The organism is Streptomyces sp. SDT5-1 (genome assembly GCF_052245995.1).
GTDB lineage: Bacteria > Actinomycetota > Actinomycetes > Streptomycetales > Streptomycetaceae > Streptomyces.
Window position 1 is genome coordinate 7,463,098 of record NZ_CM125963.1, and the last position, 22,281, is coordinate 7,485,378.

General features: G+C 72.2%; 21 protein-coding genes. 14 read left to right on the forward strand and 7 right to left on the reverse strand.

Features of this window, described 5'->3' with window-relative positions:
* Positions 1–8: 8 nt before the first annotated feature.
* On the reverse strand, positions 9–476 hold the full coding sequence (locus ACTWJ8_RS34300; RefSeq protein WP_443261422.1) for a hypothetical protein: 468 nt from the start codon (positions 474–476) through the stop codon (positions 9–11).
* Positions 477–519: 43 nt separating this feature from the next.
* A complete protein-coding gene (locus ACTWJ8_RS34305) occupies positions 520–1,341 on the reverse strand; it encodes an MBL fold metallo-hydrolase (RefSeq protein WP_443261423.1) in 822 nt (273 codons plus the stop codon).
* Between the two features lie 336 nt (positions 1,342–1,677).
* Between ACTWJ8_RS34305 and ACTWJ8_RS34310 the strand changes: the two genes are divergently transcribed.
* From ACTWJ8_RS34310 to ACTWJ8_RS34340, 7 genes are all read left to right on the forward strand, one after another.
* Positions 1,678–2,898, forward strand: coding sequence for an ATP-binding protein (locus ACTWJ8_RS34310; protein ID WP_443261424.1), 1,221 nt, complete (start codon positions 1,678–1,680; stop codon positions 2,896–2,898).
* 17 nt (positions 2,899–2,915) lie between these two features.
* On the forward strand, positions 2,916–3,731 hold the full coding sequence (locus ACTWJ8_RS34315) for a roadblock/LC7 domain-containing protein (RefSeq protein WP_443265083.1): 816 nt from the start codon (positions 2,916–2,918) through the stop codon (positions 3,729–3,731).
* Positions 3,724–4,107, forward strand: a complete 384-nt coding sequence (locus tag ACTWJ8_RS34320; RefSeq protein ID WP_356373365.1) for a DUF742 domain-containing protein — start codon at positions 3,724–3,726, stop codon at positions 4,105–4,107. The genes ACTWJ8_RS34315 and ACTWJ8_RS34320 overlap by 8 nt, the downstream gene beginning before the upstream one ends.
* Before the next feature lie 2 nt (positions 4,108–4,109).
* Positions 4,110–4,673: a GTP-binding protein gene (locus ACTWJ8_RS34325; protein ID WP_356373862.1), complete on the forward strand. Its 564-nt coding sequence runs from the start codon at positions 4,110–4,112 to the stop codon at positions 4,671–4,673.
* A gap of 10 nt (positions 4,674–4,683) precedes the next feature.
* Complete coding sequence (locus ACTWJ8_RS34330) at positions 4,684–6,102, forward strand: cytochrome P450 (protein ID WP_443261425.1); 1,419 nt, start codon at positions 4,684–4,686, stop codon at positions 6,100–6,102.
* A gap of 89 nt (positions 6,103–6,191) precedes the next feature.
* Positions 6,192–7,442: a cytochrome P450 gene (locus tag ACTWJ8_RS34335; protein ID WP_356373363.1), complete on the forward strand. Its 1,251-nt coding sequence runs from the start codon at positions 6,192–6,194 to the stop codon at positions 7,440–7,442.
* The gene (locus tag ACTWJ8_RS34340) at positions 7,439–8,197 is read left to right on the forward strand and encodes an enoyl-CoA hydratase/isomerase family protein (RefSeq protein WP_443261426.1); all 759 of its coding nucleotides are present in this window, start codon (positions 7,439–7,441) and stop codon (positions 8,195–8,197) included. The genes ACTWJ8_RS34335 and ACTWJ8_RS34340 overlap by 4 nt, the downstream gene beginning before the upstream one ends.
* 23 nt (positions 8,198–8,220) lie before the next feature.
* Here the strand turns inward: ACTWJ8_RS34340 and ACTWJ8_RS34345 are convergent, their stop codons facing one another.
* On the reverse strand, positions 8,221–8,559 hold the full coding sequence (locus ACTWJ8_RS34345) for a winged helix-turn-helix transcriptional regulator (protein ID WP_443265084.1): 339 nt from the start codon (positions 8,557–8,559) through the stop codon (positions 8,221–8,223).
* Positions 8,560–8,695: 136 nt separating this feature from the next.
* Here ACTWJ8_RS34345 and ACTWJ8_RS34350 point away from each other — a divergent pair, with 136 nt between their 5' ends.
* On the forward strand, positions 8,696–9,553 hold the full coding sequence (locus ACTWJ8_RS34350) for an SDR family oxidoreductase (RefSeq protein WP_443261427.1): 858 nt from the start codon (positions 8,696–8,698) through the stop codon (positions 9,551–9,553).
* Positions 9,554–9,568: 15 nt separating this feature from the next.
* On the opposite strand, the gene ACTWJ8_RS34355 is transcribed toward ACTWJ8_RS34350, so the two are convergent.
* Positions 9,569–10,096: an NUDIX hydrolase family protein gene (locus ACTWJ8_RS34355; RefSeq protein ID WP_356373860.1), complete on the reverse strand. Its 528-nt coding sequence runs from the start codon at positions 10,094–10,096 to the stop codon at positions 9,569–9,571.
* Between the two features lie 203 nt (positions 10,097–10,299).
* Here ACTWJ8_RS34355 and ACTWJ8_RS34360 point away from each other — a divergent pair, with 203 nt between their 5' ends.
* The gene (locus tag ACTWJ8_RS34360; RefSeq protein ID WP_443261428.1) at positions 10,300–10,935 is read left to right on the forward strand and encodes a GNAT family N-acetyltransferase; all 636 of its coding nucleotides are present in this window, start codon (positions 10,300–10,302) and stop codon (positions 10,933–10,935) included.
* Here ACTWJ8_RS34360 and ACTWJ8_RS34365 read toward each other — a convergent pair.
* Complete coding sequence (locus tag ACTWJ8_RS34365) at positions 10,923–11,756, reverse strand: alpha/beta fold hydrolase (RefSeq protein WP_443261430.1); 834 nt, start codon at positions 11,754–11,756, stop codon at positions 10,923–10,925. The genes ACTWJ8_RS34360 and ACTWJ8_RS34365 overlap by 13 nt on opposite strands.
* Positions 11,757–11,830: 74 nt before the next feature.
* Here ACTWJ8_RS34365 and ACTWJ8_RS34370 point away from each other — a divergent pair, with 74 nt between their 5' ends.
* Positions 11,831–12,700, forward strand: coding sequence for an alpha/beta fold hydrolase (locus tag ACTWJ8_RS34370; protein WP_443261431.1), 870 nt, complete (start codon positions 11,831–11,833; stop codon positions 12,698–12,700).
* A 99-nt stretch (positions 12,701–12,799) separates the two neighbouring features.
* Positions 12,800–14,251: an amidase gene (locus ACTWJ8_RS34375; protein WP_443261432.1), complete on the forward strand. Its 1,452-nt coding sequence runs from the start codon at positions 12,800–12,802 to the stop codon at positions 14,249–14,251.
* A 12-nt stretch (positions 14,252–14,263) separates the two neighbouring features.
* Here the strand turns inward: ACTWJ8_RS34375 and ACTWJ8_RS34380 are convergent, their stop codons facing one another.
* Complete coding sequence (locus ACTWJ8_RS34380; RefSeq protein WP_443261433.1) at positions 14,264–14,677, reverse strand: VOC family protein; 414 nt, start codon at positions 14,675–14,677, stop codon at positions 14,264–14,266.
* 31 nt (positions 14,678–14,708) lie between these two features.
* Positions 14,709–15,302 (reverse strand): dihydrofolate reductase family protein, encoded by a 594-nt coding sequence (locus ACTWJ8_RS34385; protein ID WP_356373356.1) that lies wholly within the window; start codon positions 15,300–15,302, stop codon positions 14,709–14,711.
* Between the two features lie 199 nt (positions 15,303–15,501).
* Between ACTWJ8_RS34385 and ACTWJ8_RS34390 the strand changes: the two genes are divergently transcribed.
* Genes ACTWJ8_RS34390 through ACTWJ8_RS34400 form a run of 3 tightly spaced genes read left to right on the forward strand, consistent with a single transcriptional unit; the run spans position 15,502 to position 22,250 of the window.
* Positions 15,502–17,721, forward strand: coding sequence for a bifunctional glycosyltransferase/CDP-glycerol:glycerophosphate glycerophosphotransferase (locus tag ACTWJ8_RS34390; RefSeq protein ID WP_443261434.1), 2,220 nt, complete (start codon positions 15,502–15,504; stop codon positions 17,719–17,721).
* Positions 17,722–17,743: 22 nt separating this feature from the next.
* On the forward strand, positions 17,744–19,978 hold the full coding sequence (locus tag ACTWJ8_RS34395) for a bifunctional glycosyltransferase/CDP-glycerol:glycerophosphate glycerophosphotransferase (RefSeq protein ID WP_443261436.1): 2,235 nt from the start codon (positions 17,744–17,746) through the stop codon (positions 19,976–19,978).
* 31 nt (positions 19,979–20,009) lie between these two features.
* On the forward strand, positions 20,010–22,250 hold the full coding sequence (locus ACTWJ8_RS34400) for a bifunctional glycosyltransferase/CDP-glycerol:glycerophosphate glycerophosphotransferase (RefSeq protein ID WP_443261437.1): 2,241 nt from the start codon (positions 20,010–20,012) through the stop codon (positions 22,248–22,250).
* Positions 22,251–22,281: the final 31 nt, after the last annotated feature.

Here is a 22,281-nt window from a genome sequence, read left to right on the forward strand (position 1 = left end):
ACGCCCCGTCAGATGCCGTGCGGCACGCCCAGATCCGCCCTCGCCTGCTCGTGGTACCGGTTGATCAGGTCGATGAGGGTGTGTCCTGGCTCGTCCACGGCGGCGGCGCCGGCCCGTGCGCTGTTCTCCTCCTGCCACAGGACGCGGTTGACCTCGTGGGCGGAGCGGATCGCGGCGGGGGAGGCCAGGAGGACGAGGGTCTCGAACAGGACGCTGCGCCTCAACTCGGCCGCCTCCATGGCGGCGAGGTGCTCACGGCGCTCGTCCGAGTCGTCCGCCGCCTGGCGGGCGCGCTTGGCCGTGCTGGAGATCTCCTTCACGCATGCCGCGTACTCGATGTACGTGGTGAGCTTGCGCTCGTCCCAGCGGGTCGCCATCGCCCGTCGATGGCGGGTGCGTTCGGCCACGGTAGTGGCCAGGAACGAGGTCAGGGCGCCGATGAGGACACCGGCGAGCGTCACTATCTGAGCGATCATGGACGCAGACTCTGGCGGTGACCGCCAGCCGGTGGCAAGGCCGTTATGTGTCGCCCAGCCGAGCCACCTTCCGGACCTGGCCCTCGTGCAGGTCGTCCACCCACTCCCACCCCGGCCGCGCCGACGCTCCGAGGCGCGGGTCGGCGGCGGGGTTTCGGCCCTCGCGGAGGGCATGGACGTAGGAGCGGTCCTGGGCGATGCGTGTGCGCAGCTCGTCGGGGCCGCAGACCGAGCCGTGGCCGGGTACGGCGGCGGCGATGTCGATCCCCGCCGTCGCCTCCTCCAAGCGGCGCAGGCCCAGGAGGTAGTCCTCGATCGGGTCCGCGGAGTCGTCGAGCATGGGGATGAGGACGTCGGACAGCATGTCGCCCGCGACGAGGACGCGGCTCGGCTCGATCAGCAGTGCCGCGTGGCCGGGGGCGTGTGCCGGGTGTTCGATGACGCGGATGGCGGGGCCGTTCCACGGGAGGTGTGCGGCGCCCGCGGGCAGGCCCGTGACGAGGCCGAAGGCGTCCAGGGGAGTGTCGTCCGCGATCTCCGGGGGCAGTCCGTCGGCCAGCCGCGTCCGCCAGTCCGGCTGCGCCCGAAGCTCCTTGAGTTCCGCCGCGCAGCGCGCCGTGCCGTAGCGGGGTGCCTCGCCGAGGGCGGGGTGCCACAGGGCGTGGTCCCAGTCGGGGTGTGTCGCGAAGGCCGCCGTCACCGGCAGGCCGAGCTCGCGCAGGTCGTCCGCCAGGCAGGTCAGTTCGGCGTTCGTGATGCCGGGGTCCACCAGGAGGGCGCCGTCGCCGCCCTGGACGACCACCGTGTTGTTCTGGAGGAGGGCGCTCTGGTGGACGAGCACTCCCTCAGCGACCTGCTTCAGCATGGTGTCCTCCCGGCGCGCGTGCGCGATTTTGTGGAGTTCCAGTGAAAGTTGTCGAGGTGCCTGTTTGGGGTGGGCGGGCCGGATTTCGGGGCCTGAGTGGTGGCGTTCTGGCCGGAATTGGTGCCTCCATGGCCGGTAAGAATCGGCTGCGAGGAGGGGTGGAGGTTGTGGCTTCAACGGCGTTGCGGGGGTGGCGGGTTGATGTGACATGGCCCTGATAGCATCCCGGCGGCGATCTTGATCAACTCGTCCCGCGCGCCGCCTTGACAGTGGGCCGCCGGACGAGAGCGGGGGTACGGGTCGCCGGATTTCCTGCCCGTGCCAAGAGAGGCGTCAATGACACACGCACTTGTGTGGATCCTGGGTGCGATTGCGCTGATATCCGTCGCCGCTGTCGTTGTACTCACTGCCCGCACCCGAGCGCTGGCCGCGAACAGGCGCCACGCGGAGGCCGAGTCGCGACAGCAGTTGAGTCAGGCGAGTCAGCAACTCGCCGCGAAACAAGCCGAGTTGAACTCGCTGCTGACCGAGCGGGACAGTGTCATCGCGGAGGCGCGCGGAGCCGCTGAGGACCGTACGAAGTCCGTGCTCAAGGGCGCGGCGAGCCTCCTCCAGAGCCTCGCGGCGGAGCAGACTGCGCTGCTGGACACCGTGCAGCGCAAGTACGGCGGCCACGAGGTGCTGAGCGACCTCTTGGACGTCTCGCACGCGAACGCCCAGATGGCGCGCAAGGCGCAGGGCATCGCCGTGATGTGCGGGGCCCCGCTGGGCCGCCGCAACCGGCCCGCCAGCGTCTACGACGTCGTACGCAGCGCCCAGGCGCAGATCCGCAACTTCCAGCGCGTCTCGATCATGCAGCAGACCGGCCTGGCCCTGAAGGCCTCCGCCGTCGCGCCGGTCGCGCTCGCCGTGGCCGAACTGCTCGACAACGCCGCGAGCTTCTCGCAGCACGACGCCCCGATCGAGGTCAACTTCCAGCGCGTGCAGGGCAATCTCTGCATCATCATCGACGACGCCGGCGTCAGCATGAGCGACGAGGACCGGCAGCGGGCCACCGCCCTGCTGTCCGGCGACGAGCTGCCGCGCCTTTCCCAGCTGGGCACGCAGCCGAAGTTCGGCTTCCCGGTGATCGGGCTCATCGCCCGCCAGTACGGATTCGACGTGGACGTCACCGGTGTGTCCCGCTACGGCGGCGTACGGGCCGTTGTCCGACTTCCCGAGGAACTGTGGACCATGGAAGAGGCGACCCCCAAGGCCGCGCCCGCCGCGGCCCCGCAGGCACAGCAGCCCGCGCGCACCGCCGCCGCGCAGCAGGGCCCGACCCGCTCCGAGGTGGCCCCGCAGCGCACCGCGCACGGACTCCCCAAGCGCGCGTCCCGGCAGTCGCCGGCCGCGCCCGCCGCCTCGGCCGCCCCGGCCAGTGCCCCGCTCCCGGCGGAGAACACCGCGCCGGTCGCGCCACGCGCCTCAAGCAGCGGGCTCGGCGCCTTCCAGCGCGGCGCCATCGAGGCCCGCGCCGGCGAGACCGCGCAGGGCGAAGGGTCTGATGACCTGTGAGCACAGACCTCTCCTGGATGCTCGACGACATCGTGCGGAACGTGCCGGGAGCCCGGCACGCCGTACTCCTCTCCGCCGACGGACTTCCCCGGGCGTCGACCGACGGTCTGGCCGAGGGGCACGTCCACACCATCTCCACGGCCATGTCAGGGATCCAGGCGCTCAGCCGGGCCACGGCACCCTTCATCGGGACGGCGCCGAACGCGGCCTGGACGCAGACCGTCATCGAGTTCTCGCACGGCTGGATCTTCCTGATCGGCGCCGGTCAGGGCGCCTATCTGGCGGCGGCCGCCGAGCGCGACGTGAACATGCAGCAGATCAGCTTCCGCATGCACCGCCTCGTGGCCAGGCTCGGCCACAACATGACGTCCGCGCCCCGCGTGCAGCACGGGGAGAGCAGCCAGAACCGCAGCCCCTCCGTGGCGTCGGGCGAGGTGCCCGCCCAGGTGCTGCCCGACCTCGACGCGGCGCTCGCCGATGTGCACGGCGCCCGCCACGCGCTGCTCCTGGGCGCCGACGGACTGCCGCGCGGCGCCACCACCGGGTTGCCGCGCGACCTCGCCGACCGGATCTCGGCCGCGATGACCGGCATCCACGCCAACAGCCGGGCCACCGCCCAGTTCGCGGGGCCGCCCACGAACGCGGTGTGGCAGCAGACGGCCATCGAGTTCCAGCACGGCTGGATCTTCCTCATCGCGGCCGGGGACGGGGTGCTGCTCGCGGCGTCGGCCGACCACGACTGCAACATCGAGGCGTTGACGGCCCGGCTGCACGAGGTGGCGCCGAAGATCGCGGCCCCTGCCGTGACAGGCAGGACACCCGGGAATGTCTGAGCCGAACGATCCGGGCCCCGTCGTGACGTCCGACCTCGTGCCGCTCTTCGTCATCACGAACGGGAGGGCCCTGCCCCCGGAGCACGAGTACGAGCACACCGCGATGGTGACATCGGCCGACGGGACGGCGGCCGCCCTGCGCACCCTGTCCCCGGAGGCCCGCGCGGTCATGGACCTCGTCGCGGACGGCTTCCTGTCCGTGGCCGAGGTCGCCGGGCACACCGGGCTGCCGGTCGGCGTCGTACGCATCCTGCTGGCCCAGCTGGCCGAGGCCGACCTGCTCGTCGTCCGCAAGCCGGTCCCGCCCGCCGAGCAGGTGGACATGGACGTCGTCAGCGCTGTCCTCACCGGCCTGCAGAAGAAATTCGGAGCGTGAGCGTGTACCTCGATCCAACTGTCACCCAGGCGGTGAAGATCCTCATCGTCGGTCACTTCGGCGTGGGCAAGACCACGTGCATCGGCAGTCTCTCGGAGATCAAGCCGCTGCGGACCGAGGAACAGATCACCGTGGCGAGCGTCGGCCTCGACGACCTGTCGAGCACCCCGAACAAGACGACCACCACCGTGGCGATGGACTTCGGCCGCCTCACGCTCTCCGAGAGCCTGGTCCTCTATCTGTTCGGCACCCCCGGCCAGGAACGGTTCTCCGAGATGTGGGAGGACCTGTCACGCGGCGCGCTGGGCGCGCTCGTCCTCGTCGACCCCGAGCGCCTCGACGAGAGCTTCGCCGTCCTGGACCTCGTCGAGTCCTTCGGCCTGACGTACACCATCGCCGTGAACAGCTTCGACGGCGGCGCCGAGTACGCCCTCGAAGAAGTCCACGAGGCACTGAACCTCGAGGTGCAGACGCCCATCGTGCGCTGCGACGTGCGTGACGAACGCTCGTCGGCCGAGGCCCTGATCACCCTCGTGCAGCACCTCATGACCCAGCTCGCCGCCTAGGAGCCCCCGCATGTCCCAGCCGACCGACGACCACAGGACACCGCCACCCGGCTGCCCCGCGCACGCCCAGGGCGGCAACATCCAGCTGTACGGGCCCGATTACGCGGCGGACCCGGAGGCGTACTACGCCCACCTGCGCGCGCAGGGGCCCAGCGCCCCCGTCGACATCGCCCCCGGCGTCGAGGTCGAACTCGTCACCAGCTACGACGCCGCGCTGCACATCCTCCAGAACCCGGCCGCCTTCCCCCGCGACTCGCGGCGCTGGAACGCGCTGGCCGAGGGCCGCGTGCCGGCCGACAGCCCCGCCCTTCCGATGATGGGCTACCGGCCGAACGCCCTCTTCTCCGACGGCGCCGACCACGCCAAGCTCCGCCAGGCGGTCATCGCGGCGCTCGACACCGTCGACGAACGGGCGCTGATCCGGCAGACGCAGAAGTCGGCCGACTACCTGATCAGCAACTTCTGCTCGGACCGCGACGGCAGCGCGGAGCTGATGGCCGAGTACGCGAGCCCGCTGCCGCTGCTCGTCTTCTCCCATCTCTTCGGCTGCCCTCCCGAGATCGGCGACCGGGTGATCGCCGGGATCAGCGGCATCTTCGAGGGCACCGCGGGCGCCGACGAGGTGCTCGGCCAGGCGCTCGCCGAGCTGATCGCGCTCAAGCACCGCAGGCCGGGCGACGACGTCACCACCGAACTCATCCGCCAGCACGCCCTCCTGACGTCCGATCAGGCGGAGGCGGACCAGGCGGTGCTGCACCAGCTCGTCACCCTGCTCTCCGGCGGGACCGCGCCGCTCGCCGCCGCCATCGGCACCAGCAGCGCCCTGTACCTGGGGGAGGAGTGGCCGACCGGGCTTCCCGTCGAGGACGCCGTGTCCCAGGCCCTGTGGTCGTACGCGCCGATCGCCAACTACGCGGGCCACTACCCGATGATGGACGTCGAGCTCGGCGATCGGACGCTGCGGGCCGGCGACCCGGTGCTGATCTCGTTCGCCGCGGCCAACCGGGACCCGAAGCTCACCGAGCACCGCGCGCAGCTCAGCTCCAAGGCGCACCTGGCGTTCGGCGCGGGCCCGCACGCGTGCCCCGCGAAGGACCCCGCGTTCATGATCGCGGTCACCGCCGTCGAGTGCCTTCTGAACCGGCTGCCCGACATGGAGCTCGACGAGCCGTTCTCGAAGCTCGGCTGGGTGCCGTCGCCGTGGAGCCGGGTGCTGACCGAGCTGCCGGTCCACTTCACGCCCCGCTCCGTACCGGCCGCCCCCGCCGCGTACGAGTCCGCCGCCCCCGTGGTCTCCCAGCCGGCGCCCGACCTGGTGCAGCCGCCCGCGGCGATGCCCGCCGCCCAGGCGCCGCAGGAGGACGAGACGCCCAAGTCCCGCAAGGGAGGACTCTTCAGCCGCTTCCTGGCATGGACCAAGGGAGAGTGACGCAGGCAACTTCACTTGGCAAGGGAGTTGTCGGATAGTCAGATGATCTTGTGGGTAGTCATGGCGGCTGATGCTCGGGAAGGAGCGCTGTGGGAATCGTCGCCGTACTGCCGCAGGATCTGCGCCGTGCCACCGTCAAGGTCTTCTCACGTCTGCGTACCGCGAGGGGGCAGGCGGACCCCGCCCCCTACTACGCCGAACTCGCCGCGGCCGGGCCCGTCAGCCCGGCGCCCTGGGGCGGACACCTGGTCACCGGCTTCGCCGAGTGCGACCAGGTGCTCCGCGACAAGGGCTGGCACGAGCCCGACCGGGCCTGGCGCGAGCGGCAGGGGGAGGGCACCCGCTGGACCGCGCCCTCCTCGCGCGAGATGAGCCACACCCTGCCCACCCTCAACGGCGCGGAGCACACCCGAATACGCCGGGCGGCCGGTGGATTCGACCGCGGCTCCGTCGAGGGCCTGCGCCCGGCCGTCGAGGCCGCCACCGACCGCCTCCTGGACGACCTGCACGCACGACTCAGGGACGGGGAGGCCGAATTCACCTCGCTGGTCGGCGAGGAACTGCCCATCGCCACGATCGGACACTGGTTGGGGCTGCCGAGCGCCGACTGGCCGCGCCTGCGCGAGCTCACCCACGACCAGGTCTTCACCCAGGAACTCCTGCCGACGGCCAGCCAGCTCGCCCGCTCCGACGCCGCCACCGTCGAACTGCGCACCTACTTCACCGACTTGGTGCGAGCCCGCCGCGCGCATCCCGGAGACGATCCGGTCTCCCGCTGGATCGCCACCTGGGACACCCTCGAGCCCGACCGCGAGGAGGCCGACCGGCAGGTCTACCACCTGGCCCGCTTCGTCCTGCTCGCCGCCCTGGAGACCACCGCGACGCTGCTGTCGCAGGCCGTGCTCCGCCTCGTCGAGCGCCCGCGCCAGTGGGCCGCCGTCGCCGCCGAACCCGACCTCGTCCCCGGCGCGATCGAGGAGAGCCTGCGCTTCGACCCGCCCACCCATGTGATCAGCCGCGTCGCCGCGCGCGACACCGTCCTCGCGGGACGCGACATCCGCGAGGGCGAGATGGCCCACCTCATGATCGGCGCCGCACACCACGACCCGGCCCGCCATGCCGACCCCGCCACCTTCGACCCGCGGCGGGCGCCGGGCCACCTGGCGTTCAGCGGAGGCGTGCACTACTGCCTCGGCGCCCCGCTGGCCCGCATGGAGGCGCAGATCCTCCTCGCGGGGCTCACCCGCCGCTTCCCCCGACTCGCCCTGGTCCGCCCGCCCAGCTGGGCGCCCCGGGTGGCCTTCCGCCGTCTCCTGAAACTGGATCTCGCCCTCGCATGACCGACCATCCCGAGCCCTCCGACGGCTTCAAGACCCTCCGCGTCGAGCAGGACGGGCCGGTGCTGCACGCCCGGCTCCACGCGGGACGCACCGACGCCGTCCTCGACGTCGCCGCCATGGACGACCTCCTGAAGCTGCTCGAAGGCCTCACCGAGCGCACCGACGTCAAGGTCCTCGTGCTGTCGTCCCTGAACAGGGACTTCTGCCTGGGGGCCGACCGCGGAGAATTCGCCGCCGCCCGCGAGGCGGACCCCACGGGGGCCGCCCTGCGCCGCGTCGTCGACAAGGGCTACCGGCTGTGCCAGGCCCTGGAGACCACCGACGTCATCACCGTCGCCCGGCTGCACGGCCGGGTCGTCGGCGCGGGCCTTGCCCTCGTCTCGTACTGCGATCTGCGCGTCGGCGCCGAGACCAGCCGCTACCGGATGCCCGAGGTCGGCCTCGGGCTCCCGCCCGCCTGGGGAGGCGCCACGGGCCGGCTCATCACGGAGGTCGGTGTCGCCCGGATCCGTGAACTCATGCTCACCTGCCGCGAGTTCGACGCCGCCCAGGCGCACCGCATCGACCTGATCCACGAGGTCGTGCCCGAGGACGGCCTCGACGCCGCCGTCGCCGCCTGGACGCGGCTGCTCGGCCGCCGCCCCCACGAATCCATGATCGCCGCCAAGCGCATCCTGACCGGCTACGCGCGCGCCGACCGCACGGCCGACCTCGGCCTGCTCGACGCCAACCTGCTCGCCGCCCACCTGACCTGAACCAGGCCGGGGCGGCGACCGGCTCAGGCCTGCTTCGCCCCGTCGTACGACTCCCGCGCCGCCTCGACCTCGGGCAGCCGCCGGTCCGTCCAGTCGGCCAGCGCCCTGACCTGCGCCGCGGCCTCGCGCCCGAGGCCGGTCAGGGAGTAGTCGACGCGCGGCGGGATCACCGGCTGCGCGTCGCGGTGCACGATGCCGTCCCGCTCCAGGGTCTGGAGCGTCTGCGCGAGCATCTTCTCGCTGACCCCGCCGATCTCCCGGCGCAGCTCGCTGAACCGGAACGAGCGCTCCTCCAGGGCCAGCAGCACGAGCACGCCCCAGCGGCTGGTGACATGCTCCAGGACCAGCCGCTGCGGACACATGCCCGCGTCGCCGGTCGTCGTCCACTCCCGCACCCTGCTCACCTTCACACCAGTACCTTACTTCAAAGTGGGTACTTACGAATCCTTAGTACCCGTCCTACGGTGAGGGAGTAGCACTGATCAAGGAGATGGACACATGAGTTACGTCGTCACCGGCGCCACCGGAAAGCTCGGCCGCCTGGTCGTCGCGGGACTGCTCGACGCGGGCGTGCCCGCCCAGGAGATCGCCGCCGTCGTCCGCGACAAGGAGAAGGCCGCCGACCTCGCCGGTCGCGGGGTGGAGCTGCGCGTCGCCGACTACGGCGTGCCCGAGACGCTCGCCGACGCCTTCCGCGCGGGCGACCGGGTCCTGCTGATCTCCGGCAGCGAGGTCGGGCAGCGCGTCGCCCAGCACCGGGCGGTGATCGACGCGGCGAAGGCGGCGGGCGTGGCGCTCCTCGCGTACACCGGTGTGCTCGGCGGCCCGGACGCCGACTTCGAGCTCGCCGCCGAGCACAAGGTCACCGAGCGGGCGATCCTCGACTCGGGCCTTCCCTACACGTTCCTGCGCAACGGCTGGTACCACGAGAACTTCACGGAGAACCTGGCGCCGGTCCTGGAGCACGGCGCCGTCGTGGCGAACGCGGGCGAGGGCCGGTACGCCTCCGCCTCGCGCGCCGACTTCGCCGCGGCGGCCGTCGCCGTGCTGACCGGCGAGGGCCACGAGAACGCGACGTACGAGCTGAGCGGCGACGAGGCGTGGTCGCTCGCCGAGTATGCCGCCGAGGTCGCCCGCCAGTCCGGCAAGGAGATCGTCTACCGGCAGGTCACGCCCGAGCAGAACCGCGAGATCCTGCTCGGCGCGGGCCTCCCCGCCCCCTTCGCCGACATCCTCGTGGGCGTCGACACGGCGGTCGGGAAGGGCCTGCTCGCGCGGCGGAACGGCGACCTGGCGCGCCTCATCGGCCGCCCCACGACGCCGATCGCCGACGCGATCGAGGCGGCCCTGCGCTGACGCCCTTTCTCCGTATCAGGGCACGAGCCCCGCATGAGCCAGCGCCTGCTTGAGCAGCGCGCCGTGCCCGCCCGGCATCTCGCTCTGCACGGCGGGCGACAGGGCGTCCTCGGGGCTGAACCACACCAGGTCGAGGGCGTCCTGGCGGGGCTGGCAGTCGCCGGCCACCGGCACGATGTACGCGAGCGACACCGCGTGCTGCCGCGGATCGTGGTACGGCGTGACGCCCTGCGTCGGAAAGTACTCGGCGACGGTGAACGGCTGGAGCGACACCGGCACCCGGGGCAGCGCCACCGGGCCGAGGTCCTTCTCGAGGTGGCGCAGCAGGGCGTCCCGCACCCGTTCGTGGTGCAGCACGCGGCCGGACACCAGGGTCCGGCTGACGTTGCCGTCGGGGCCGATGCGGAGCAGGAGGCCGACGCTGGTCACCTCGCCGTTGTCCGCGACGCGCACCGGCACGGCTTCGACGTACAGGATCGGCATACGGGCACGGACCAGCTCCAACTCGTCGGAGGCCAGCCACCCGGGCGTTGTCTCGGTCATGTCGGGCATGGCGTGATCATATTTCAGCGGACCCGATCCGAGGCAGAAATGGGCGGGACCGGATCGTCGCGGAGGCGAGGCCCTGGCCGCAGGGCGCGGTGATTGCTCGCGGCCCCGACCGGCGAAGGTGTGTAAGGGGTGGAACTCGTGTGCAGCCGTTACGTAGGCTGACCCTCGATGGTCGCCTACGAGGGGAGAGCACGGTGCTCGCGAGCACGGTCAGGACTTGGGTGGCGGGGTGGGCGGTGTCGCGGCGGACGCCGCCGCCGGTCGAACAGCCGTGGGGGTACTACATCGAAGTGGCCGACAACCCCGCCGAGGTGGGCCGGCACGTCCTGCCCTTGGCCGACGAAGCGTCGGTCCGGGGCGCGGCCGCCGCGGTCACGGTTCCACGGACCTGGATGAAGATGCCCGCGGAACCCGAGGACGTCGCACCCTGGCTCGCGGAGGGGTGGGTGGTCGCCTGGGAGGAGACCGGACATCTGATGGCCGTCGACCTGGCGGCCACGACACCACGCACACCCGCGGGGTACGCCATGGACGTGGAGTACGTCGACGGGGTCGTGCACATGCGTGTGCTGGACGAGGCGGGCGGTCGGGCGGCTCAGGGGCAGGCGGCGATCATCGGCGATGCCGCGGTGGTGGACCGGGTGGTGACTTCGGAGGCCCACCGGAGGCGTGGACTCGGGAGCTTCGTGATGCGTGCGCTCGCCGACCAGGCCCTGGCCAGGGGCGCGGAAACGGGCGTGCTCGGCGCGACCGACGCGGGGCGCGCGCTGTACGAGACGCTGGGCTGGAAGAAGCACTCGACCATCGCGGAGTGCATCTATCGGCCGTGAATCGGCCCTGACGGAGCGGACTGCTCGTCCTCGACGGACCTCCACAGCTCACCCAGCGCCGCGTTGACCGCCGCCGGTTGCTGGGTGTGCGGGTAGTAGCCCGGGACGCGCAGGAGTCGGGCGTCGAGGGCCGTGGCCACCGCCTCGGCGCAGGCGATCAGGGGTTCGCCCGCGTACGTGCGGTACAGGTCCGGCGCATCCTCCCACGTTCCGCGGATGACGAGCGTGGGCCAGGGGGCGTCTCGCAGCGGTTCCAGGGGGACCACCGCCTCCCACACGGGCCGTTCCCGCATCGACGTGGCGACGGCGCGCAGCCGCTCGGGCGTGGGGTCGGGCATCGCCATGCCCAGGCCCTCCGTGGAGGCGCGCAGATACTGCTCCGCCGTGACCGACTCCGGCACACCGGCGCTCTCGCCCACGCGGCTCAACATGTCCCGCACCACCGGGTGTTCGGCTGCCGCCGAGAACGCGGACGGCTGGATCAGGGTGAGGGAGCGTACGAGGTCGGGGCGGCGGCCGGCGGCGAGCATGGCCGCCAGCCCGCCGTTGCCGTGCCCGACCAGATGCGCGCCGCCCTCTTGGCGCGCGAGGAGATCCACCACGTCGTCGGCGTCGACGTCGAAGTCGCTGCGGTCGATGTCGGGGCTGCCGCCGAAACCGCGGCGGTCCATCAGGACCAGCCGGTTGCGGTCGGCCAGCGGACGCTGGGCGCCAAAGCCGTACGTGTCGTCGCTGCCCCACGCGAAGATGCTGTGCACGAAGACGGCGGGCACGCCGGCGTCGCCGGTCTCGTCCCACACCGTGCAGTGAATGCCGCTCATCAGTGCTCCTGCCCCTCACTCGTGCGATCGCCGTCCCGACGATGATTTTCCCGGACGGGCCGGTCAGTACAGGCATGAAGACACACACGCTCGAGACCCCCGGGGCCGACCTCGCTCACGACGTCCGCGGTCCGCTGCCGACCGCCGACGGGCGGCCGCCGTTGTTCATGATCGGGCAGCCGATGGACGCCTCGGGTTTCGCCGCGCTCGCTGCGCGTTTCCCGGAGCGGACCGTGGTCACGTACGACCCGCGCGGGCTCGGGCGCAGCGTCCGCAAGGACGGGCGGGTCGATCACGATCCGGAGGTGCAGGCCGGGGACGTGCACGCCGTCGTCGAGGCGCTCGGGGCCGGGCCGGTCGAGATGTTCGCCAGCAGCGGGGGAGCCGTCACGGCCCTCGCGCTCGTGGTGGCACATCCGGAGGACGTGACCACGCTCGTCGCGCACGAGCCGCCGCTCATCACGCTGTTGCCGGACGGTGAGGCGGCGCTGCGGGCGCGGGCCGCGCTGCGGGACGTCTACGAGAAGCGCGGGTGGGGTGCGGGGATGGCGGCGTTCGTGGCGATGACCTCGTGGGAGGGCGAGTTCACCGACGCGTACTTCGCGTGGCCGGATCCCGATCCGGCCGCCTTCGGGATGCCCACGGAGGACGACGGCTCGCGCGACGATCCGCTGCTGTCCGACCGGTCGTGGGCGGTCAGCAGCCATCGGCCGGACGTGGCCGCGCTCGCCGCCGCGCCGACGCGTGTCGTGATCGCCATGGGGGAGGAGTCGGAGGGTGTGCAGACAGGGCGTACGGCGGTGGCGACCGCCGAGCTGCTCGGGCAGCGGGTGACCGTGTTCCCGAGTCACCACGGCGGGTTCCTCGACGGCGAGTTCGGGTACCCCGGAAAGCCGGACGAGTTCGCGCGGCGGCTGCGCGAGGTACTCGACGGGGCTTCCTGAGACACCTGCCATGCCTGGGACACCTGCTTGTCCTGCGCGAAGCGCTTGTGCGAAGAAGTATTTCCTGCCCTCACCGAGGTGTCTGTACGGTCCCGATCCATGGAGCCCACCTTTCCCACGGCCGAGAAAATGGCCGCAGCCCTGCGTGCCCGTGAAGTGACCTCGGTCGAGCTGACCGACGAGGCGATCGACCGCATCGAGAGGGACGACAAGACGGTCAACGCCGTCTGCGTACCGGACTTCGAGCGTGCCCGGGACGCCGCGCGCCGCGCCGACGAGGCACGCGCCCGCGGCGAGGACCGGCCGCTCCTCGGCATCCCGGTGACGATCAAGGAGTGCTACAACGTCACGGGAACGACCACGACCTGGGGCATGCCGGAGCACCGCGACTTCGTGCCGGCCGAGGACGCGGTGCAGGTGGCGCGGCTCAAGGACGCGGGCGCGGTGATCCTCGGCAAGACGAACGTGCCGGTCGGCCTGCAGGACATCCAGACCTTCAATGAGCTCTACGGCACCACCACCAACCCGTGGGACCCCGAGCGCACGTCGGGCGGCTCGTCCGGCGGTTCGGCCGCGGCCCTCGCCTGCGGGTTCGGGGCGCTGTCCATCGGCTCCGACCTCGCCGGTTCGCTGCGCACCCCCGCCCACTTCTGCGGCATCTACGCGCACAAGCCGACGCTCGGACTCGCCGCGACCCGCGGCATGGTGGCACCGCCGGAGGACCCGCTGCCGGCCGACCTCGACCTCGCCGTCGTCGGCCCGATGGCCCGCAGCGCCCGCGACCTCGGCCTCCTGCTCGACGTCATGGCCGGCCCCGACCCGCTGACCGCCGGGCTGGCGTACGAGGTGAGGCTGCCGCCCGCACGCCACGAACGTCTCGACGCCTTCCGGGTCCTGGTCGTCGACGACCACCCGCTCATCCCGACCGGCGCCGCCGTACGGGCCGGTGTGCAACGCGTGGCCGACGCCCTCGTCGCAGGCGGCGCCCGCGTCGAGCGGCACAGCCCGCTGCTGCCCGACCTGACCGAAGCGGCCACGCTCTACTCGCAGTTGCTGTTCTCCGGCTCCGTCGCACGCTTCCCCGTCGAGGCGTACGAGGAGCTGCGGGCGCGCGCCGCCGCGCTCGGCGCGGACGACCGGAGCCTCGACGCGGCCCGGCTGCGCGCCATGGTGTTCAGCCACCGTGACTGGATCGAGGTGAACGAACGCCGCGAACTCCACCGCCACGCCTGGCGGCGGCTCTTCGAGGAGTACGACGCCGTGGTGTGTCCCATCACACCGACGCCCGCCTTCCCGCACGACCACCACCCCGACCCGCGGGAGCGCGGGATCGACGTCGACGGTGTCACGTACCCGTACTTCGACCAGCTCGTGTGGGCCGGTGTGGCCACCATGCCGGGCCTGCCCGCGACCGCCGTGCCCACCGGCCTCTCGCCCGAGGGGCTGCCGGTGGGTGTGCAGCTCATCGGCCCGATGTACGAGGACCGCACCCCGCTCCGGCTGGCCGAACTGCTGGAGGACGAGATGGGTGGCTTCCAGGCGCCGAAGTAGGGCGTTCGGGGATCACGAGAAGTCGGCCGCTGTGATGCCGTCCGCGTGCCCCGGCGGCCACTGCACCAGCTCGATCCGGTAGCCGTCCGGATCGCTGAGCCATGAGGTCCGGGGCCCTTCTGGCCCGCCCGGGTGCTCGACGGGCCCCGGCTCGAGCCCCGCGTCCGCGAGCCGTCGCACGGTCCCGGCCAGATCCTCCACCTGCACCGCGAGGTGGTCGAACCCCGTGCCCACCTCGATCGGCGCGGCGCCCGGCCGGTGGACCAGTTCGAGCGAGGCCGCCGGCTCACCGGGGAAGCTCAGGATCGCCAGGTGACCCGCGTCGCCCGCCTCGACCCTGCCCAGCTCCACGTAGCCGAGCGCGGAGTAGAAGGCGAGCGAGCGGTCCAGGTCGGTGACGCGGTAGGAGACGAACAGCGTCTTCATACGGCCTCCTCCGGGGTGCGTCGGCGCGGCGTCATGCGGACCCCTCGGGGCGCCGCACACGGTAGCGCAGGTGCGTGACGTCACGGTCGTCGAGCCGTCGCACGAGGTCGAGTTCGATCGGCTCCGCGCCCAGGTGCTCGAACAGCCGGCGGCCGTCCCCGAGCAGCACCTGGACGAGATGGATCTCCATCTCGTCCAGATGCCCGGCGCGAAGCAGCGCCTGCGCCGCGCCCGCCCCGTGGACCATGACCGGCCTGTCGCCCGCGGCCTCGCGGGCCAGCCGGGCGCACTCGTCGACGTCCGTCACGAACCGTGCGTGACCCGGCGGCTCGTCCCCCTCGTCCACGTGGTGGGTGAGGACGAGGATCGGTACGCCGTCGTGGTGGTCGCCCTGCCAGCGCCCGGCGAGTTCGAAGGTGCGGCGCCCGGAGATCAGCGCGCCGGTCGCCAGGGCCTCCCGGTACACCTGACCGCTGGGCCCCTCGGACTTCCGGTCGTCGAGCCAGTTGAAGAGCCGACCGCCCGTGCGCCCGAGCTCCTGGCCCGGACGGTCGTCGGGACCGGCGATGTATCCGTCGAGCGACATCGACATGTAGAGCCGAATGGGACCGCTGGGACCGCCCATGTCCGGCCTCCCTCTTTGCTCGGCATCAGAAGGTGACACAGGGAGGACTCCCGGGAGCGGCCCATCTCATCGGCCCCGTCGCCGACGTGCACATGGCCCCGCTCGAATGGCCGTCCCTCGTATGCCGCATTTCGCGTAACTCGGACATATCGCCCCGCGTTGTCACGCGCTACCGCCGGTGACGACCCCTGGATGCGCATTGCCACGGTTCAGTGTGATCATTCCCGTCTATCGGGTGCAGGCCTATCTCCACGAGTGCCTCCAGTCCGTCCTGGAGCAGTCCTTCACGGATCTGGAGCTGATCGCGGTCGACGACTGCTCGCCGGACGCGAGCGGCGCGATCCTCGACGAGTTCGCGGACCGCGACCCGCGGGTCCGCGCCGTCCACCTGACCGAGAACGTCGGCCTCGGCCGCGCCCGCAACGCCGGCCTCGAACGCGCCACCGGCGACTACGTGATCTTCCTGGACAGCGACGACTCCCTCGTCCCCGACGCCCTGCACGCCATCGCCGACCGGCTCAGGAACACCGCGGACCCCGACGTCCTGGTCTACGACTACGTACGCGCCTACTGGACCGGCAGGGACGCCCCGTCCAACCCCGGCAGCGTCCACCTCGCCGAGACCGGCCCCGCCTCCTTCGCCCTCGACGAGCGCCCCGGCCTGCTGCGCGTGCTGCACGTCGTATGGAACAAGGCGTACCGACGCGACTTCCTGGAGCGCGCCGGTTTCGTCTTCGCGCCCGGCTACTACGAGGACGTCTCCTGGACGTATCCGGTGCTGGTCACCGCCGAGTCCATCGCCGTGCTCGACCGCGTCTGCGTGCGCTACCGGCAGCGCAGGACCGGAGCCATCACCTGCTCGCCCGGCCGCCGCCACTTCGAGCTGTTCGGCCAGTACGACCGGGTCTTCGCCTACCTGGACGCCCACCCCGAGGCGGCGCGCTGGCGGGCGCTGATCTTCCGGCGGATGCTCGACCACTTCAGCACCGTGTTCACGGCGCCCGACCGGCTGCCGCGCGGCAGCCGCGCCGAGTTCCTGCGCAGGGCCCGCGCCTACGGCCGCCGGTACCGCACCCTCGGCGCCCGACCCCGCCTGCGCACCCGTGTCCGGCACGCCCTCGTCCGGATGGGCGCACACCGCAGCTACCGGGCGCTGCAGATCGCCCGAGGCCTCCAACGACGTGTCAGCGGCGCCGGCTTCGCCGCGCTGCGCGCCGCCAGGGCCGCCGCCCTCCAGATCCACTACCGGATCCAGCGGCTCCTGCCGCTGCGCGCCCACGACGCCGTGTTCTCCGCCTACTGGGGGAGCGGCTACCGCTGCAACCCGGCCGCCGTCGAGGCGAAGGTCCGCGAGCTGGCGCCGCACATCAGGACCGCGTGGATCGCCGACCCCGAACACCATCACACGGTCCCGCCCGGCACCCGCTGTCTGGTCCCCGGCACGGCCGCGTACTGGACCGCGCTCGCCCGCTCCAAGTACCTCGTCAACAACGTCAACTTCGACCGAAGACTCGTCAAGGGCCGAGGCCAGGTGTTCGTGCAGACCCAGCACGGCACCCCGCTCAAGCGCATGGGCCTCGACCTGCTTGACCGGCCGCTCGCCGTCGGCGACACCGACGTCCACCGGATGCTCGCCAACTGCGACAAGTGGGACTACGTCCTGTCCGCGAACCGCCACTCGACCCTCGTCTGGGAGCGCGCCTACCCGGCGGCCTACACCACCCTCGAGTACGGCTATCCGCGCAACGACATCTACCGCACCGCCACCGACCAGGACGTGGCCCGCCTCCGCGAGTCCCTCGGCATCCCCGCGGACACCACCGCCGTCCTGTACGCGCCCACCCACCGGGACCACCGCCGTGCCGAGCGGCACACCCTCGACCTGGAGCGCGTGACACGCTCCCTCGGCCCCGGCTTCACGGTGCTGGTCCGTGACCACCACCTCTCCGCGATCCCGCGCCTGGGCGAAGGATCGCCGCGGCTCCTCGACGTCTCGGACCACCCCCGCGTCGAAGAGCTCTGCCTGGCCAGCGACGCCCTGGTCACGGACTACTCCTCGCTGATGTTCGACTACGCCCACCTCGACCGCCCGATCGTCGTGCACACCGGCGACTGGGAGATCTACGAGGCCACCCGCGGCAGCTACTTCGACGTCCGCGACTTCCCGCCCGGCGCGGTCGCCGGCAGCGAGGCCGCGCTCATCGACGTGTTCCTCAGCGGCCAGTGGCGCGACGCGGAGGCCGCCCGGCGGCGCGCCGCCTTCCGCGAGCGGTTCTGCCCGTACGACGACGGGGGCGCCGCCGAGCGGGTCGTACGCCATGTCTTCCTCGGCGGGGCGGAGGAGCGGCGGGCGGAGCCCGTGCCCGGCCGGCTCCAGGAGCCGGGGCCCACCGCGACCGTGCCGACCGGCGCAGCCTGACCGACCGTCGAAGGAGAGTGTGTTGCCCCGTTTCAGTGTGGTGGTGCCCGCCCACGAGGTGCCGGGACGGCTGCCCGACTGCCTGGACTCGGTGCTCGGCCAGGGCTTCGCGGACGTCGAGGTGATCGCGGTGGTCGGCGCGCCGGACGAGCTGTGCGCGTCGATCGCGCGGGGCCGCGCCGACCGCGATGCGCGTCTGAAGGTGGTGCGGTCGGCGCCCGGCGACGGACTGCCGGGCGCGCGCAACGCGGGAACGGCCGTCGCCGAGGGCGAGTTCCTGCTCTTCCTCGACGGCGACGACACCCTCGCGCCCGGAGCCCTCGAACGCATCGACGCCCGGCTCACCGAGACCGCCGACCCCGACCTGCTGTACTTCGACCACGAGCGGGTGCACTGGTACGACGGCGGCACGGGTCCCGCCCTCGGCCGCCTGTGGCAGGGCGCGCCGGTCGGCACCTTCACGGCGCGCGAGCACCCGGCGCTGCCCGACGTGTGGGTACCGGCGTGGAGCGCGGCGTACCGCCGCGATTTCGTGACGCAGCATCAACTCGCGTTCGTTCCCGGCATGTTCACCGACACCGTCTGGAACACGGTGGCCGCGCTCAAGGCCGAGCGCATCGCCCTGCTCGACCGGGTCTGCGTGCGTCACCTGCTGCGCCGCCAGGGCAGCCGCACCTACGCGCCGGGCCTGCACCACATGGACCTGCTCGACCAGTTCGACCTGGTGATGCGCCGCGCCACCGAGCTGACGGACGATCCGGTGCTGCTCGACCGCCTCTTCCAGCAGATGGCGGGCAAGGTGCTCAAGACCGCGGCGACACCCGGCCGCCTCCCGACCCCGGCGCTGCGCAGGCGCTACTTCCGCCGGGCCGCCCGCCTCTACCGCGAGCACCGCCCCACCGGAAGCCGCCGCCCCGGCGGCAGCGTCGGCCTCCAGCACACCCTGCTGGCCTCCGGCTCCTACGCGGCGTTCGGCGCGCTGCGCGGCACCAAGCGGCGGCTCGGGAAGACCGTCCGCTTCGGCCGCAGATGGGCGGGCCGCGTACGCAGACGTGTCGTCAACCCGTACCGGACGTATCTGCGGCGGCCCGTCGACGAGAACCTCGCCGTCTTCTCCGCCTACTGGGGGAGCGGCTATCGCTGCAACCCCGCCGCCGTGCACGCAGCCGCCCGCCGCCTGGCCCCGCACATCAAGCCGGTGTTCCTCGTCGACGAGCGCCACGCCGACACGCGCCTCCCGGACGACGTCGAGCGCGTCGTCATCGGCACTTCCCGCTACTGGGAGGTGATGGCCACCGCCAAGTACACCTTCAACAACGTCAACTTCGAGATGGCCGTCGAGAAGCGGCCCGGCACCGTCCATGTGCAGACCCAGCACGGCACTCCGCTCAAGCGCATGGGCGTCGACCTCGTCGAGTACCCGGCGGCCGCCGCCGCTGCCGGGTCCCTCGCCAAGCTGCTCCAGCGCGTGGACCGCTGGGACTTCAACATCTCCTCGAACCACCACTCCACCGAGGTCTGGGAGCGCGCCTACCCGGGCGCGTACGAGAGCCTGGACGTCGGCTATCCGCGCAACGACGCGTACTACACCTCGACCGCCGCCGACGTCGCCGCGATCCGGCGCCGACTCGGCGTCCCCGACGGCAAGGTGGCCGTGCTGTACGCGCCGACCCACCGCGACTACCGCACGGAGTTCCTGCCGCAGCTCGACCTCGCCGCGTTCTGCCGGGACATCGGCGACGGGTTCGTCGTGCTGCTGCGCGCCCACCACTCGTACGCGGGCGCCCCGGCCCTCGAAAGGCTGCTGCGGTCCGGCGCGCTCATCGACGTCACCGACCACCCCTCGACCGAGGACGTGTGCCTGGCGGCGGACGCGCTGGTCACGGACTACTCGTCGATCATGTTCGACTACGCCAACCTGGACCGGCCCGTCGTCGTGTACGCCGACGACTGGGACGTCTACCGGGAGACACGTGGTGTGTACTTCGACCTCGTCGACGCGCCGCCGGGCCCCGTCGCCCGCACCCAGGACGAGCTGACGGCCGCCTTCCGCGACGGTGCGTGGCAGGGCGCCGAGTCGGAGCGGCTGCGCGGCGCGTTCCGGCGCCGGTTCTGCCAGTTCGACGACGGGTTCGCGGCGGAGCGGGTGGTGCGCCGGGTGCTGCTCGGCGAACCGGCCGCGGCCCTGCCGCCGATCGTCCCCCTGGAGCGGCGCGTCCCGGCGCCCGCGGCTGCCCGCGTCCCGCAGCACCCCTGACCCGTCCCCACCCCACGACCAGGAAGAGTCCGTGCCTCGCTTCAGCGTCATCGTCCCCGTCCACAAGGTCCAGGGCCATCTGCGCTCCTGCCTCGACTCGGTGCTCACCCAGAGCTTCACCGACATCGAGGTCGTCGCGGTCGACGACTGCTCGCCCGACAACTGCGGCGCGATCCTCGACGAGTACGCGGCGCGCGACAGCCGGGTCACCGCGATCCACCTGCCGGAGAACGTCGGCCTCGGCCGCGCCCGCAACGCGGGAGTCGCCCGCGCCACCGGCGACTACCTGCTCTTCCTCGACAGCGACGACTGCTACACACCAGGCGCCCTGCGGGCCATCGACGAACGGCTGCGTGCCACCGACGACCCGGACGTCCTCGTCTTCGACCATGTGCGCACGCACTGGTGGGGGCGCGGGGGCCGCAGCATGACAGCCGACCTGCTCGCCTCCGCCGGCACGGACACCTTCGACATCCTCAGCAGCCCCCAGTATCTGCACCTGTTCCTGGTGGCCTGGAACAAGGCGTACCGCCGCGACTTCTTCACCGGCCAGGGATTCACCTACCAGGAGGGCCTGTACGAGGACGCCCCCGTCACGTACCAGGCGCTGATCTCGGCGCGCCGCGTCGCGTGTCTCGACCGGGTGTGCGTCGAGTACCTCCAACGAAGGCGCGGAGCCATCACCCGCACACCGGGGCGCCGGCACTTCGACATCTTCACGCAGTACGCGGGCCTGTTCGCGTTCCTGGACGCCCACCCCGAACTGGGCGCGGCCCGGCCGCACCTCTTCGAGCGGATGATCAACCACTTCCTGGCGACGCTGCCGCTCACCGAGCGCGTGCTGCCCGAGGACAGGCCCGCCTTCTACCGGCGGACCGTCGACTTCCACCGACGCCACAGGCCCGAGGGCTTCACACCGCCCGACGACGCCTACCGCACGCAGTGGCGTCTGGTCGCCGCCGCCCCCTATCCGGTGTTCCGGGCGTACGCGCTCGCCGAACGCATCGGCCGCGCCTCCGTCCGCAAGCAGCGGGAGCTGTCGACGTCGGCCGCGCGGCGCGCCAAGCGCGTCTACGCCAGGACGCAGCGTCGCCACCGACTCGACCCCAACCTCGCGGTGTACTCGGCGAGTTGGCATCGCGGCGTGCTGGGTGACCCGGCGGCGATCCACGAGGCGGCACGCCTCCTCGCCCCGCACATCGACACCGTGTGGGTGGTGCGCCCCGACGCCGTGCCGCACCTGCCGGAGGACATCGACCACGTCACCCCCGACTCGCCGCGCTACCACCGGATCGCGTCCAGGGCCACGTACTTCGTCAACAACGTCGGCTGGACCCTCGCCCTCGACAAGCGCCCGGGACAGGTCCACGTCCACACCCACGAGGGCACGCCCCTGGGACACATGGGCGCCGACCGGCTCGGCCACCCCGCCGCCCGCCATCAGGTCGACGTCCGCGCCGAACTGCGCCGCGCCGACCGCTGGGACTACAGCCTGGTCTCCAGCCCCTACGCCCAACAGGTCTGGGACCGCGCCTACCCCTGCCAATTCACCTCCCTGCCGACCGGCGCACCGCGCAACGACGTCCTCGTGCACGGCGACCCGCTGCGCACCCTCGCCCTGCGCAAGCGGCTCGGCGTCCCCGACGGCAGCACCGCCATCCTCTACGCCCCCACCCGACGCGAACACCGCAGGTCGTACGTGCCACGCCTCGACCTCGAAGCCCTGGCACACGGGCTCGGCCCCGGCTTCACCCTGCTCGTCCGCCTGCACCCCAAGGACGCCCGCTCCCCGTACCGCGACCTGGAACTGCGCGACCTCCAGCGGCGCGGACTGCTCATCGACGTCACCGACGAGCCCTCCGCCACGGACATGATGCTCGCCTCCGACGCCCTGGTGACCGACTACTCCTCCCTGATGTTCGACTACGCCACCACCGGCCGGCCGATCGTCGTCCACGGCGACGACTGGGAGGCGTACCGGGCGGCCCGCGGCGCCTACTTCGACGTACTGGCGGACCCGCCCGGTCATGTCACCACCAGCACCGAGGAGTTGACACGGATCCTCGCCTCCGGTGCCTTCGACGACGAGCGCTCCGCTGCGCTGCGTGCCGACTTCCGCCGCCGCTACTGCGTCTACGACGACGGGGAGGCGGCCGCCCGCGTCGTGTCCCTGGTCATGCTCGGCCGCGACCACCCCTCCGTCATCCCGCAGCAGGACACACCACCGCACCCCGAGGCCACGCACCCCGCCCTCCCGGACGGCACCCGCTGACCGTGCGCACCCAGGCCCCGCCTCCCGAGGA